This is a genomic window from Sphingomonas abietis, from assembly GCF_027625475.1.
GTDB classification, from domain to species: Bacteria; Pseudomonadota; Alphaproteobacteria; order Sphingomonadales; family Sphingomonadaceae; genus Solisphingomonas; species Solisphingomonas abietis.
The window spans coordinates 3,774,693-3,788,968 of the sequence record NZ_CP115174.1 but is presented as its reverse complement, the minus strand read 5'-3'; the positions used below and the strand labels follow the sequence as shown (position 1 = coordinate 3,788,968).

General features: G+C 63.8%; 12 protein-coding genes. 9 read left to right on the top strand and 3 right to left on the bottom strand.

All coding sequences use genetic code 11. The features are described from left to right. Window positions 1–92 precede the first annotated feature (92 nt). Genes PBT88_RS17680 through PBT88_RS17665 form a run of 4 tightly spaced genes read left to right on the top strand, consistent with a single transcriptional unit; the run spans window position 93 to window position 3,816 of the window. The gene (locus PBT88_RS17680) at window positions 93–1,724 is read left to right on the top strand and encodes a GMC family oxidoreductase (RefSeq protein ID WP_270076618.1); all 1,632 of its coding nucleotides are present in this window, start codon (window positions 93–95) and stop codon (window positions 1,722–1,724) included. Continuing rightward, on the top strand, window positions 1,721–2,140 hold the full coding sequence (locus tag PBT88_RS17675; protein WP_270076617.1) for a hypothetical protein: 420 nt from the start codon (window positions 1,721–1,723) through the stop codon (window positions 2,138–2,140). The genes PBT88_RS17680 and PBT88_RS17675 overlap by 4 nt, the downstream gene beginning before the upstream one ends. A 47-nt stretch (window positions 2,141–2,187) precedes the next feature. After that, window positions 2,188–3,060 carry an amidohydrolase family protein gene (locus tag PBT88_RS17670; protein ID WP_326521555.1) on the top strand — a complete coding sequence of 291 codons (873 nt, stop codon included), beginning with the start codon at window positions 2,188–2,190 and terminating at the stop codon, window positions 3,058–3,060. A gap of 24 nt (window positions 3,061–3,084) precedes the next feature. Continuing rightward, on the top strand, window positions 3,085–3,816 hold the full coding sequence (locus PBT88_RS17665; RefSeq protein ID WP_270076616.1) for a maleate cis-trans isomerase family protein: 732 nt from the start codon (window positions 3,085–3,087) through the stop codon (window positions 3,814–3,816). Window positions 3,817–3,957: 141 nt separating this feature from the next. Here PBT88_RS17665 and PBT88_RS17660 read toward each other — a convergent pair whose 3' ends face one another. Both PBT88_RS17660 and PBT88_RS17655 read right to left on the bottom strand, forming a co-directional pair. Beyond that, window positions 3,958–4,986 carry a nucleoside hydrolase gene (locus PBT88_RS17660; protein ID WP_270076615.1) on the bottom strand — a complete coding sequence of 343 codons (1,029 nt, stop codon included), beginning with the start codon at window positions 4,984–4,986 and terminating at the stop codon, window positions 3,958–3,960. 602 nt (window positions 4,987–5,588) lie between these two features. Continuing rightward, entirely contained in the window at window positions 5,589–6,413 is an 825-nt protein-coding gene (locus PBT88_RS17655; RefSeq protein WP_270076614.1) for a DODA-type extradiol aromatic ring-opening family dioxygenase, read from the bottom strand. A gap of 215 nt (window positions 6,414–6,628) precedes the next feature. On the opposite strand from PBT88_RS17655, the gene PBT88_RS17650 reads away from it, so the two are divergent. Together PBT88_RS17650 and PBT88_RS17645 are read left to right on the top strand one after the other, a co-directional pair. Continuing rightward, window positions 6,629–7,870, top strand: a complete 1,242-nt coding sequence (locus PBT88_RS17650) for an MFS transporter (RefSeq protein WP_270076613.1) — start codon at window positions 6,629–6,631, stop codon at window positions 7,868–7,870. After that, window positions 7,867–8,772, top strand: coding sequence for a ribokinase (locus tag PBT88_RS17645; protein ID WP_270076612.1), 906 nt, complete (start codon window positions 7,867–7,869; stop codon window positions 8,770–8,772). The genes PBT88_RS17650 and PBT88_RS17645 overlap by 4 nt, the downstream gene beginning before the upstream one ends. Here PBT88_RS17645 and PBT88_RS17640 read toward each other — a convergent pair. Beyond that, window positions 8,765–9,856 carry an acetamidase/formamidase family protein gene (locus PBT88_RS17640; RefSeq protein ID WP_270076611.1) on the bottom strand — a complete coding sequence of 364 codons (1,092 nt, stop codon included), beginning with the start codon at window positions 9,854–9,856 and terminating at the stop codon, window positions 8,765–8,767. The two genes, PBT88_RS17645 and PBT88_RS17640, sit on opposite strands and share 8 nt — an antisense overlap. A 195-nt stretch (window positions 9,857–10,051) precedes the next feature. Here PBT88_RS17640 and PBT88_RS17635 point away from each other — a divergent pair, with 195 nt between their 5' ends. The 3 genes from PBT88_RS17635 to PBT88_RS17625 all read left to right on the top strand — a co-directional run bounded on the left by PBT88_RS17635 (window position 10,052) and on the right by PBT88_RS17625 (window position 14,274). Beyond that, window positions 10,052–10,543, top strand: a complete 492-nt coding sequence (locus tag PBT88_RS17635) for a VOC family protein (protein WP_270076610.1) — start codon at window positions 10,052–10,054, stop codon at window positions 10,541–10,543. A gap of 93 nt (window positions 10,544–10,636) precedes the next feature. Further along, a complete protein-coding gene (locus PBT88_RS17630) occupies window positions 10,637–11,857 on the top strand; it encodes an aromatic ring-hydroxylating oxygenase subunit alpha (RefSeq protein WP_270076609.1) in 1,221 nt (406 codons plus the stop codon). A 104-nt stretch (window positions 11,858–11,961) separates the two neighbouring features. Continuing rightward, a complete protein-coding gene (locus PBT88_RS17625) occupies window positions 11,962–14,274 on the top strand; it encodes an acetamidase/formamidase family protein (protein WP_270076608.1) in 2,313 nt (770 codons plus the stop codon). Window positions 14,275–14,276: the final 2 nt, after the last annotated feature.

The window sequence follows — 14,276 nt, the reverse complement described above, 5'->3', positions numbered from 1 at the left end:
GCGAATGACGGAAGCGGGTGGGGGCCTCGAACGAGCGCCTGAACCGTGCCGTACATTCTGGCTTTCAGCTCACAGAATTGGAGGAGAGGATCATGGCAAAAGAAGATCGTAGCCGCGATGAGATCGCAGATGTGCTCATCATCGGTGCCGGCGCATCCGGATCGGTCGCTGCCAAGCATCTGGCAGAGGCGGGCTTCAAGGTCGTCTGTCTCGAGCAAGGCCGAAAAATAGATCCAGGCGAGTTCACCGGCGACAAGCCGGAATGGGAATTGACCGCGCAGCGCGACTGGCATCCCAATCCCAATGTCCGGGATCTGGAAGAAGACTATCCGATCGAGACATCGGATTCCGACGTCAATCCGCTGATGTTCAACGGCGTCGGCGGCAGTACGATCTTGTACGCCGCGCACTGGCAGCGCTTCAAGCCGTCCGACTTCCACGTCAAGACTCTCGATGGCATCGCGGAAGACTGGCCGTTCAGCTACGCCGATCTCCTGCCTTATTACGAAGCGCTCGATATCGAGATGGGCGTCTCGGGCCTCGGCGGCGATCCCGCCTATCCGCCCGGCAAGGCGCCGCCGCTCCCGCCGCTCCCGATCAACAAGGCCGGCCGCAAGGCGGCCGAGGGAATGAACAAGCTCGGCTGGCATTGGTGGCCCAGCCCCAACAATATCCCCTCTCGCGCCTATAATGGTCGCAATCCCTGCGTGCGCCGTGGAACCTGCCTGACGGGCTGCCCCGAGGGCGCCAAGGGGTCCACCGACCTGACCCATTGGCCGGCCGCGCTGAAGGCGGGGGCTCGCCTCGTCACGGGGGCTCGGGTCAGCCAGATCGAGACCGATGGCAACGGCCTCGCCACCGGCGCGGTCTATTTCGATCGCGCCGGCCGGGAGCGGCGCCAGCGCGCCTCGGTCGTGATCGTGTGCGGCAATGCAGTCGGAACCGCCCGGCTTCTGCTGCTCTCCGGAAAAGGCTCGAACAGCGCGCTTGCCAACTCCTCCGGTCTGGTCGGAACGCATCTGATGATGCATCCCTATGCTGCGGTGAACGGCCTGTTCGACGAGCCGCTCGAGAGCTGGATCGGGCCTTCGGGGCAGATGATCCACTCCCTGGAATTTGTGGAGAGCGACCCCTCGCGCGGATTTCTGCGCGGCGGTAAATGGCAGGTCATGCCCTCGGGCGGTCCGCTCGGGCTTCGTGCCGGTTATACCGGCAAGGCCATCGAGGACCATTGGGGCCTCAACCTCCATCGCAGCACCAAACAGACTTTCGGCCGGTCTTTCGAATGGGGCATCACCGCGGAAGATCTGCCGGACATCGCCAATCGGGTCGTGCTCGACGAGGCGCTGACCGATTCCGACGGAATTCCGTCTCCCAAAATCATCTACAAGAATTCCGACAACACCCGGAAGTTGCTCGACTTCCATGTGGCGCGGGCGCGTGAGGCCATGGGAGCGGCCGGCGCTACGGACATCACCAGCACATCGTTGATGCGCGACTGCGGATGGCATCTGATGGGCACGGCGCGCATGGGCCATGATCCGGAAACCTCCGTCGTCGATCAATGGTGCCGTTCGCACGACGTTCCCAACCTCTATGTGATGGACGGCAGCACCTTCGTGACATCGTCCGCATCGAACCCGACCGCAACCATCACCGCCATCGCCTTCCGGGCGGTGTCGCACCTGATCGCCCATCGGCGGGAACAGGAGATCGCAGCATGAGCGCTTTATCGTCCGACGATCGCGAGACCTTCGCGCGGATCGCAGATTATCTCATCCCCGAAGGCGAGGGCATGCCGGCAGCGACCCAGGTCGAGGTGCAAAATGCGCTCCTCGATAAAGTCCTCGCCGTCCGGCCCGATCTGACCGAAGCGCTCGTGCGGGGGCTTCGGGCGGTCTCCGGCCTTGCCGGCGATGCGGCCGCGAACCGCCTGAACGACGACGATGCCGAGGCCTTCAACGCGGTCGCGCTCGCGGCATCCGGCGGCTATTACATGTCTCCGATCGTCCGCGAGGCGATCGGCTATCCCGGACAGACGAGCCGTCCGTTCGATCCCGACAAGACGACCGATTATCTGGACGACGGCCTGCTCGCTCCGGTGATCGCGCGCGGCAGCATCTATCAGCCGGCCCCATAATCGCGGCAGGCCGGTTTCATTTTCGACATATCTCGAGAGATGATTGTATGACCAGCGAATTGCGTCCGACAGATCCCGATCCGCTCGAGGCGGTGACGCCGCATACTCAGGCGCCTGCGGGAACGACCGACTGCCATTTCCATATTTTCTCGCCCGATGTGTATCCCTTGAGCGAGCACCGGATGTACGATCCGGGCGACGCGTCGGTCGAACGATATATGCGTATGGCACGGACTGTGGGCATCGAGCGGGTCGTCGTCGTCAACGGCAGCCCCTATGGCGCCGACAATCGCTGCATCCTCGACTCGATCAAGGCATTTGACGCGGTGCTGGGCGCGGGCCAGGCGCGCGGTGTCGCCGTCATCGAACCGGAGATCAGCGACGAAGCGCTGATGGCGCTCAGGGACGGCGGGATCTGCGGGATGCGGATCAACGTGATGACAGGCCGAACCCCGATTTCGGCGCTGCCGACGATCGCCTCCCGCATCGCGCCGCTGGGGATGCACGTACAATTGTGGGTGAAGGGCGAGCAACTGGCCGAGGTGGCGCAAGTCCTTCCGGATCTCGCAGTGCCGATCGTGATCGATCATCTTGGCCAGGCGCCGATCCCGGAGGGCGTTCAGCATCCCACATTCCAGACCCTGCTGCGCTTGCTCGAGGATCAGCGCGTCTGGGCCAAATTGGTCGGATATCGCGTCTCTGCGGGGCCACCCTACAGCGATCTGGCAGCGCCCGTCGCGGCCATCCTCGACGTCGCGGCCGACCGATGCGTCTGGGGGACGGACTGGCCGCATCCCTTCCTCGAAGGCAAGCCGATGCCGAACGACGGGGATCTTCTCGATCTGCTGGCATCCTGGTGTACGCCTGAGCAGTTCAAGGCCGTGCTGGTCGACAATCCGGCGCGCCTTTACGGCTTCTAGAATTCGATGGTGGAGGTTGCGGCCATGCGTCTGGCTCTCGTGCTGCCGAGCGTCAACACAGTGGTGGAGCCGTGGCTTCCACGCGCTCTGCCCGCTACCGCCAGCCTCCACATCGCCCGCATGTTGCTTCCCGATGCGCTGACTTCGGATAACATCGTCGAGATGGATCGGATCGATGGGCAGAGGGCGGTCAAGCAGCTCAAGAGCTGCCGCCCCGACGCCCTCCTTTACGGTTGCGTGGCCTCGAGTGTCCTTCAGGGGCTTCGATATGATCGCGCCCTTCTTCGCGAAATGGCAGCCTTGTCGGGTGTTCCCTGCGAGACGGCAGCAGGAGCGTCGATCAGCGCTCTTCAGGCCCTGGGCGCAGTCCGGATCCTGATCGTCTCACCCTATGACGAGAAGGTCGATGCATTTGAGCATCGCTTCTTCGAAGATGCCGGTTTCGAGATCGTCGACAGTGCGAGCTTCGGCATCTCCAACAGTTTCGAATTGGCCGCCGTTTCGGAGCAATCCTTGATCGATCGCGTGGGGCACATGCCGCAAGCGGACGCGATATTCCTGTCCTGCATGAACATGCGGTCGCATGCGGTGGTCGATACGATCGAGGCCGTGACCGGGATGCCGGTCGTGACCGCCACCACCGCGTCCGCATGGGCGCTGCTGCGTCTGGCCGGCGACGAGAAGGATCCAGGGTTCATCGGACGGCTCGGCGGTTTGGGGATGCCGGCATCCGCGGCCTCCCTGCTCCGCCGTTGAATGAACCGATCGCCACCCCGGCAGATGATTTAATAGGCCTGAGCCTGCTTTACACCGCAAGCCGCGCCCCATGCGTTAGCGGCAGACAAAACTCCATATCCAGCAATGTCAAAATGATATCCCCAACAGGGATATCCCATGTCACGATCTTCCATAAATGAGGAGTTTTTCCATAAGATCATCGAACGTGAGCCTCTGATCAATGTCGCGGTAAACCCGAATCTTCTTGCTGGTGGATGGCGGTCCATAAGTACCGTCATCATTTATCCGAGGTGCCGCGCGTGTGACATATCTGCTCGATGCCGGGTCCGGCTGAAAGGGTGACTGCAGAGCCGTCAAGGTGACGAGCGGACTGTCGCCAAGCACATATGTCTCTCCGAGGTTGAAACCATAATGGCCGGCCAATTCGATGACATTGTCCACATGGTCGGCCAAAAAGCGTCCCACTCGTCCCGCCGGGCGGATGCGCTCCGTGATCTCAGTATGGCTAATCAGCATCTTCCGATAAGTATCTCTCGGAATCTGCCAAATCTGAAAATCGCTTTCATTGAATATTATTTGCGCGGATTTTATGTCTATATTGAGGTTATAATCGATATCAGGTATGATATTGCTTGGATCGACGAGATCTGGATATTCGGGGCCTCCGATCCAGGTGAGGATCATATTTTTACTGATGGCGGGTTCCGCCTTCCACGCCATCGCCAGATCGGTCAGTCCGCCGCCGGCGCAATAATAGAGCGGCATCTTTTGATCATGGTGCATCGCCTCGGCGATGATCGCCTCGACGGCTTTGCTGGGGGGGTAGGGCGTTCCGGGGCGGATGGCCATCTCGGCGCCCTGGACGACTTTCGTCGCCGGTCTCGACGGGAACAGGCTGAGGATTTCCTTGGCCCTGGCAACGGCATTGGCCGCCTGGGTCGTGGAGGGATCAAAGGGATCTTTAATACCGAGGTGAGACCCGACGATGAGCCGGATATCGACGGACGGAGAGAGCAGGTGATGGGCCAGCTGGAACAGATCGTCCGGATCGCCGGAAAAATCATTATCGATGATCACCCGCATGCGAGGCTGGATCAGGAGCTGGGCGGCGAGGCCGGGAGATGCCGAAAGTGTGGCGAGCGCTCCAAGGCCGGATGCCGTAAAGTCTCGTCGCGTCAGTTTCTTCACCGGATGTCCCCGTCACGTTCCAATCTGAGGCGTGGGTTAACACGCCAGGGGCGTGGCCGGTCAATATGATCTCGCGGGTCGATAAAATTTCGCGCTGATCCGTCAAAAGATAGGGCGCGGAAAGTGAATAATTTCCAGATCGAAATCTGCTTGGCGGATATCGTCCGAGAAAAGAGAGCCGTCTCGGCCGAATGTCAAGCGGATGACATTTTCCATATGCTTGGATAGGATCAGTAACGATATTTTTAATTGCACAATATACTAGTAATTTCGATAGAAAATGAGTGTCTCCATTTAACTATCGATCCATTATCTGATTTATATTGCGATATCAGCCATAATATATGTTGGGATCAATGCGGCGGATTCGTCGCTCCTATCCGCATGTAAGCGAAGCGGTGGAGAGAAGGGCGGCCCAAACGCTCTGCTGGCGTGACGGCATGTCCAGCCCTTCTCTGCCTCTCTCCATCATGCTTGCGGACCCCGGGGACTTGGTCTGGAGCAGGCGTTCAGACGGATGGCGTGCCATGGTGGATTACGCGATCGGACGGGCTCCGCGCGAGCATAATCGCGGGTTCTCCGATGTCGTCAGGCTTTGGGCCTCAACCGAAGCGGAAGGCGGAAATGTCCGCCATCATGACATGGTCGCTGAACGGCTTCGAGCCCGGGGAATCTTCGCCCGCGCCGGCTGCGATCATCAGCGGGAGCAGATGCTCTTCGCGGGGGTGCGATTCGCGTGCCGCCGGTGCCGACGACCATTGGGCGAGGGCTTGCCGGCGGGCATCGGGATCGCTTGCCACGGTCTGCGAGAGCCATGCGTCGAAGATGGCGGAGGGCCGGACGGCGGCGGCTGTCCGGAAGCCGCGCATATTATGATAGCTCATGCCCGATCCGACGATCAGGATGCCCTCGTCGCGGAGCGGGGCCAGCGCACGGCCCGCCGCGAGATGCTCGGCGGGATCGAGATCCTGCTTGAGCGAGAGCGGGACCACCGGGATGCTCGCCTCCGGATCGACCAGCAGGAAAGGAACGAACACGCCGTGGTCGAAGCCTCGGGTGGCGTCGGTCGCGGCGGGGAGGCCTGCGCCCTCGAGCAGCGAGACGACCCGCTCTGCCAGGGCCGGCGCCCCGGGGGCCGGATAGCTGAGCTGGTAGGTGTGCGCGGGGAAGCCGTAATAGTCGAAGATCATCTCGGGCCGCGGTGCGGTCGACGCGGTGAAGGCCGGTTCCTCCCAATGCCCGGAGATCACGACGATGCCCTTCGGCTTTTCGGGAAGCGTCGACAACAGGTTGCGCAGCCATGTGCCGGTCTTGTCCCAGGTATCCGCCGGACCACCCATCGAGGACCAATCCATGAAGAAGCACGGGCCGCCGCCGTGCGGGATGAAGAGGGTCGGCATGGTGGCCGCGGGTGCGCTGGCAGTCATGGGCTGTCGGTCTCCGTCTTTGTATGGCCCGACGTCTAGTCGTTTGCGGCCGGGCGGTCTTGGACCTGAGCGCCGCGAAACTTGTCCGTAGCGATCTCGCCCCAGCAAGGGAGTTGACGCGGGGCGCCTGAAATTTTGCGAGTGGCGGGAGAGCCCTTTCGGGCAGCGGTTTCTTCCCGTTTAATGACGTGATGCATTATCCGGGAGGCCAGCCGTTGAACCAGCCATCATCCAGGCGCGGCGCCGCCGGCGTCGCGGTCGCCGCGACGATCGGCAATATGGTGGGAATCACGCCAGCCGTCAGCGCCACCTTCGGTGTGTTCCTCGTGCCGATCGCCACCGATTTCGGTTGGGCGCGGGCCACCGTATCGGGCGTGTTCGGGCTCATCGCCCTGGTGAGCGCAATCACCTATCCGATCGTGGGGCGGCTCATGGACCGGTACGGATCGCGCAAGCTGCTGATCGGCGGCAATCTGCTCCTGGCCGGCTCGATCGCACTCCTCGCGCTGTCGACGCAGAATGTCCTGCTGTTTTACCTGCTGTTCGGCCTGGTCGGGCTCGCCGGATCGATCCCGTCGACCGCGATGTTCTGCAAGGTCGTGTCGAACTGGTTCGACGAGACGCGCGGATTGATGCTCGGCGTGACCGCGGGGATCGGCAATGGCGTCGGAGCGACGATCATGCCGATCGTGGCCGGCCTGCTGCTCGGCGTCGTCGGCTGGCGAGGCAGCTTCGTCGCGATCGGCGGGATCGTGCTGGCGGTGGGCTTCCCGACATTGTTCCTGCTCATTCGCGACGCGCCGCGGCCGGCGGTGGCCCATCCGGTGCAGCTGGAGGGCATGAGCCTGTCCCAAGCCGCACGGACACGGCCGTTTTGGATCATGCTGGCAGCGGTCGCGGCGGGCGGCGGCGGCATGACGGCGGTGTTCACGCATGTCGTGCCGATGCTCACCGATCATGGCGTCAGCGTGGGCGAAGCGACGATGATCATCGCGATCTTCGCGCTCGTCGCGGCGGGCTGGCAGATCGTCACCGGCTGGACGCTCGATCGACTGCGGACCCCGCGCGTCGTCATGCCGATGTATCTGTCGGCGATTGTCGGCCTGTCGCTGCTCGAATTCGGGCACGGAACGCCGACGCTGGTGCTGGCCGGCGTGCTGCTCGGGATCGGGCTCGGCGCGGAATATGGCGCGCTCCCTTATTTCATCTCGCGCTATTTCGGTTTGCGTTGCTACGGATCGATCACCGGCGCGCTCTATGCCGTCGTCATCTTCGTCCAAGGCATCACGCCCGGGCTGATGGACGTCGGTTTCGGTGCGACGGGCAGCTACGCGATGCCGACTCTGGCGATCGGCGCCGCGCTCATCGTCGGCGCCGCGTTGCTGTCGCTCTTGCCCCCGCTCGAGATGCTGACGGTTCGCGAAACCGCGTTGCGCGGCGTCAGGGCGGTCGCGTGAGCGTCGTCGTCTTCGGGAGCATCAATGCCGATCTCGTGACGCGTGTCGACCGTCTTCCCCGTGCGGGGGAGACGGTTTCGGCATTGTCCGTCGCCGAACTGCCCGGCGGCAAGGGCGCCAATCAGGCGACCGCCAGCGCGATGTTCGGCGTCGCGACCCGGATGATCGGCGCGGTTGGCTCCGATGGCCATGCCGGCATGATGATCGCCGCGCTGTCCGCCGCCGGTGCCGATACGAGCGCGATCGCGCGGCTGCCGGGGCCTACGGGCACGGCGCACGTCTGCGTGTCGAGCGATGGGGAGAACCAGATCGTCGTCGTCGCAGGAGCCAACGCGCTGGTCGCGGCGACGGAGGCTTGGCCGGGCCGGGCGGGGGATATCTGTCTCGCGCAGCTCGAGCTTCCCGTCGCGGCCGTCGGCGCGATGCTCGCGCAGGCACGACGCGCGCAGGCGCTTACGATCCTCAATGCGGCACCAGCGCTCGCGGAGGCAGCGTTGCTGCTCGCGGACGTCGACGTCCTCGTCGTCAACGAGACCGAGCTTGCTTTCTATTGCGGCGACGCGGTTCCTGCCGACCCCGAAGCGGCGATCGTCGCTGCGCGCGATTTCCTGCGACGGGACGGCCAGTGGATCGTGGTCACGCTCGGCGCGGCCGGGATCGTCGCGGTGAGCGGCGACCGGACGCTTGCGGTGCCGGCTCCGAAGGTTTCCGTCGTCGATACGACGGGGGCGGGCGACACATTCTGCGGCGTGCTGGCCGCGGCGCTCTCCGAGGGGCAGCAGATGGAATCGGCGCTCCGCTTCGCCTGCGCCGCCGCCGCGCTGTCGGTGCAGCGGATCGGCGCCGCCGCCTCGATGCCCGGCCGTGCCGAGATCGAGGCGGCGATGGACCTCGTCAGCTAGGATCTTTCGTCACGCCCTTCTGCGGGAAAAGATTGCGGTCGATGCGGACGTGGATGCCCAGCGTCCCGTCGACCACCTGCGTCACCCCGAAATCCGCTGCCACGCTCATCAGCGAATAGGCATCGTTGCGGCTCAGTCCCTGATGCTCGTTGAGCAGGTGCAGCATGTCCATCGAGGCGCCCTTCATGGCCTCGTCGAGATCCGCGCCGAAGCCATGGACGATCCAGTTGTTGGGCGTCTCGAGCAGCGGCGACGGGAAGCTGAAATCTTTGCGCAGGATGATCTGGAACAGGCAGTTGAGCGAGGCCTCGATCGCGGTTCCCGAAATCTCGCCGTCGCCCTGGCTGACGTGCGGATCGCCGATCGAGAACAGGCCGCCCTTCACCTGCACCTTGTAATACATCGTCGAGCCGGCACCGATCCGCCAATTGTCGATGTTGCCGCCATGAAGGCCGGGCGGGATCGTGCTGACCGGAGCGTCGACCGCAGGCGCGACGCCTGCCGTGCCGATATGCGGCCGCGCCGGGATGGTGATCCCCGGCAATGCGGGCTCGCGGTCGCAAACCGGGCAGTGGGTGATGGTCCCGGGCACCAGATATTTTCCCGGGAAATCGTAGGCGTAGAGCGCGCTCGCCGTGTTGGCGTTGGGATCGAGCTGGTAGATCGTCACCCGCTCCTTCTCGCCGAACTCCTGATAGAGATGGCCCCAATTGGCCGCGAGGTTCGAGCCGTAATTGTTGCGCGGCGTCATCTGGAAATAGCGCACTTCCAGCATATCGCCGGGTTCAGCGCCCTCGACGTAGATCGGCCCGGTCATGATGTGGACGCCGGGCGAGCGGGTCGAGGGATCGATCTCGGTGAACAGCCGCTCGATCCCCTCGTCGAACATCAGTTCGGGTGCGTCGCCGGCATGATGCGTGATCGCCTCGGCTTCGATCAGATCGCCGCTCTGGACGATCAGCGCCGGTTTGATGTCGGGGGAAAAATAGCCCCAATGCACCGTCTCCGGTGTCGCCTTCAGATGATGGATCGCCCTGGGCTTCGTATCCGCCCGAGTTTCGCCATGCTTGCAGACCAGCGCCATGTATACCCCGCTCGACTAGAATGTAGTGTGGGTCCGGTTCTCGGTGCGATCGGCGGAACGGTCTTGCGCGGGTGCGCCCCAAGAGTTGCAAGGGGGGCGATTGGGTCGCCCCGATCAAGAAAGCGGACGCAATCCGCCAAGCCGGATGCGACCCGGCGGGCCAAGGCTAGCCGGGACATTCCAATGGAGGACCGCATGGCCACGCCCAACACTCTTATCTTCGTCGATATGCCGAGCGACGATCCCGCTGCGGCCGGCCGCTTCTATGCCGAGGTTTTCGGCTGGCAGAACGATGCCCGCCCCGAAGGCGTCTATCACCGCATGGTGCCGGGCGGGCAGTTCCCCAATCCTGACGGCACCGACAGCGCGATCGGCAATCTCCACCTCGGCATCTTCGATGTCGCCAATGCGCGGCCGCATCCCGAGCCGGCCGGCGTCGAGCCGCGCGCGCTGAGCACGGACGGCCGCAAGCCGCGCATCTGGATCCTGATCGGCGACGACGACACGCCCGAGCGGATTCTCTCGGCCGCCGAGGAGCGCGGCGCGACGATCCTGTGGCGCGACCATTATTGGTCGACGTTCAAAGGCTACAACCACGCATTCCGCGATCCGTGGGGCAGCGAGATCCTGTTGTGGGGCAAGGCCGGGGCCGATCCGGCGGTGCCCGCGAGCTTCACCCGCGAGTAGGCTTTTCAACTTCTCGTGCCGCACCGCGCAAGACGCGGGCGGCGCGAGAGGATAATGTTCATCCATCTTGCAGCATCGTCCAGGATCGACACCATGTCCCAGAGCCTCATGCCAGACAGCTTCTTCGACTCCTTGGCCGCATCGGCTTGCGAACTCGAAAATTCGATGACGTTGCCGCCGGTCTGCTACACGGGCGCCGATTTCTACGAATTCGAGAAGGACGCGCTCTACGCTCGCGAATGGCTGTGCGTCGGCCGTGAGGCGATGGTGTCCAAGCCGGGCGACTATTTCACCACGCAGATCATCGGCGAGCCGATCATCGTCTCGCGGACGATGGCGGGCCAGGTGAAGGCGATGTCCGCGGTATGCCAGCATCGCGCGATGCTCGTCGCCGAGGGGCACGGCAACGCGCGCGGCTTCGTCTGCCCCTATCATCATTGGAGCTACGCTCTCGACGGCACGCTGGTCGGCGCGCCTGCGATGGGACGCACCTGCGATTTCGACAAGGCGAGCCACAGCCTCCCGCCGTTCGCGGTCGAGATCTGGAACGGCTTCATCTTCATCAATTTCGATCGCGACGCGGCGCCGCTCGCGCCGCGCCTCGCCGGCATCGCCGAAGCGATTGCGGGCTATGACCTCGCCAGTGCGGAAGGCCCCAGGCCCGATCCGGCGCCGACGCTTCCGTGGAACTGGAAGGTGATGTTCGAGAATAACAATGACGGTTATCACGCCAGCCGTCTCCACCAGGGGCCGCTGCACGACTTCGTGCCTTCCGGGCAGGCGGAGTTCCCCGAATCTCAGCCCGAGGACGCGGGCTTCCTGCGGTTCAACGGTACGCTCCACAGGGACGCGAGCTTCAACGCCACGCAGCGCGCGGTGCTGCCGATCTTCCCGGGCCTGTCCGACGAGGCGCGCCACCGCATGACGTTCGCCAATGTGCCGCCCACGCTGTCGCTGGTGATGATGAGCGACATGGTGATCTATCTGATCCTGCGGCCGAACGGGCCGGAATCGCTCGAGATGGACACCGGCCTGCTGTTCGCGCCGGGCGCGATGAAGGATCCGGCGTTCGAGCATAAGCTCGACATGAACATGCGCGCCACCGCGCACATCATCGCGCAGGATATGCATGTCGACGAAATGGTGCAGGTCGGTCTGCGCTCACGCTACGCGCCGCGTGGCCGCTATTCCTGGCAGGAGGGCGCGCAGGGGCAGTTCAACAAGTGGCTGATCCATCGCTATCTGGCCGCGCGCGTGCCGGTCGCCGGCGGCGATGTCGTGACGTTGCCGGCGCCGGCGGAGGCCGTCGCCTGATCCGTTGACCGCGCCGCGCTCGGCAGCCTACCATTGTTCCAACGGCCCGTATTCTAACGGGATAGTGGATGCGACCGGCGCGGCACGGTAACGAGGCGAACATTTTGAGCGGCTTACGCTTCACCACCAATGCCTATCCGCGCGAACAGCGCCGCGACGCCTGGCGTTTTGCACTGCAGCGTGTGTCGATTGATCTCGTCGATGCCAACCCGGACGTCTATGGCGAACTCGTCAGCTTCACGAGCGGGCAGAAAATTCAGTTCGCCCGGATTTCCGGCACGCCACAATCGATCGCCATCGATTTCAGCCAGGAAGGCCCGTGCCTCTGGCTGGCGCTGCTGCTCGAAGGGCGGATGGCAGCCATCAACGGCGCCACGCGCCTGGAGATATCGGAAGGCGATATTCTCTATGGCGGCGGCGGTGCCCGCACGACGCTCGAGCTTTCGTCGGATCATCGCCTGCTGGCGGTGAAGGTGCCGCATGGCCTGCCCGCGCTCAAATCGCGCACGCCCCTGCCGACCGAAATCAGCAATCTGCTCAACGATACCGCGATGGGGCGGATGCTTTCCGGGCTATTGCGATCGGTCGCCGACACGATCGTCGATGTCAGCGAGGATCAGATGCGGCCCGTCGAGCTGGCGCTTCCCGAATTCATCTCGGCGACGCTGCTCGGCTCGGCCCCCAGCAAGGCCCTGGGCGGGGCTGCGGGCGGCCGGGCGGCGATCCTCGAACGGGTGTTCCAGTCGATCGAGATGCGGTTGTCCGATCCCGATCTGAACATCCACCAGATCGCGTCCGAGCACGGCATCTCGGCGCGCTATCTGCAGAAGCTGTTCGAAACCTATGGCGAGAGCTTCGGTCAGTTCCTGAAGCTGCGCCGGCTCGAACGCTGCCGCCTCGATCTCGGCAGTCCGCTGCATACCCAGCGCTCGATCTCCGAGATCCTGTTTCAGTGGGGCTTCAACGACAGCGCCTCGTTCAGCCGCGCATTCCGCGAGCGTTATGGGATGAGCCCGCGCGAATATCGCAAGTCTCCCGATCTCGGCGACATGCGCGGTGAAGCCCCGCAGCGTGGACGGCCGGCCAACGCGCGCGACGTGAAGCTCGAGGAGCAGCTGGAAGCGGCGCGATCGACGGAAGCGCCGGTGGAGCCCCAGCCGGGTTCGGCGGAGGTTCGCCATCATCATCTGCCGGTGCGGCCCGATACGGTGCATTGGGGCTATTTCAGTCGATCGCTCAAGCCCGTCATCGAAGTCCGTTCGGGCGACTATGTCACCGTCGAGACGCTCACCCACCATGCCAACGACGACGCCGAGCGGATGATCGAAGGCGATCCCGGTGCCGAGAGCGTGTACCGCTGGACGGCGGAGGGCAAGACGATCGAGCGGCGCGGCGCGGGGCCGTTGGACGCGTCGGCGCTGGGGCGCGGGCCGGGGGAGGGGTTCGGCGTCCACATCTGCACCGGCCCGATCGCGATAGAGGGCGCGAAGCCGGGCGATGTGGTGGAGGTCCGCATTCTCGACCTCCATGCCAGGCCCAGCCGCAACCCGCGTTTCGCCGGGCGCGCCTTCGGCAGCAATGCCGCCGCCTATTGGGGCTTCCATTACAACGATCTCCTCACCGAACCGAAGCCGCGCGAGGTGGTCACCATCTTCGAGGTGGAGAGCGATCCCGGTCGCGCTCCGTGCGCGCACGCCGTCTATAATTATCGCTGGACGCCGCAGACCGATCCGTCCGGGGTCGTTCACGAGCGGATCGATTATCCGGGCATCCCGGTCGATCCCGAGACGATCGTCAAGAATTTCGAGGTGCTGCGCGACATCGAGATTCCGGTGCGCCCGCATTTCGGCGTGATCGCACTGGCACCAGCGCATGCTGAGCTGGTCGATTCGGTGCCGCCCGCCAATTTCGGGGGCAATATCGACAATTGGCGGCTGGGTGCGGGGGCGAGCGTGTTCCTGCCGGTGGCGGTCGCGGGTGGCCTGCTTTCGCTGGGCGATCCGCACGCCAGCCAGGGCGATTCCGAATTATGCGGGACCGCGATCGAATGTTCGATGACGGCGGTGATCCAGGTGATCCTCCACCCCGCCAAGACCAGCAAACCCTATATCCGCGATCTCGATTACCCGATGATCGAGACGCGCGACGAATGGGTGATCCTGGGCTTCTCGCACCCCGACTATCTCAAGGAACTGGGCAGCAGCGCGCAAACCGACGTCTACAAGAAATCCTCGATCGATCTCGCGATGCGCGACTGTTTCCGCAAGGCGCGCCGCTTCCTGATGACGATCCGGAATCTGAGCGAGGACGAGGCGATCTCGCTGCTGTCGGTGGGCGTGGACTTCGGCATCAGCCAGGTAGCCAACGGCAATTGGGGAGTCCACGCCATCATCCGCAAGGCGCTTTTCGCAGGATGAGC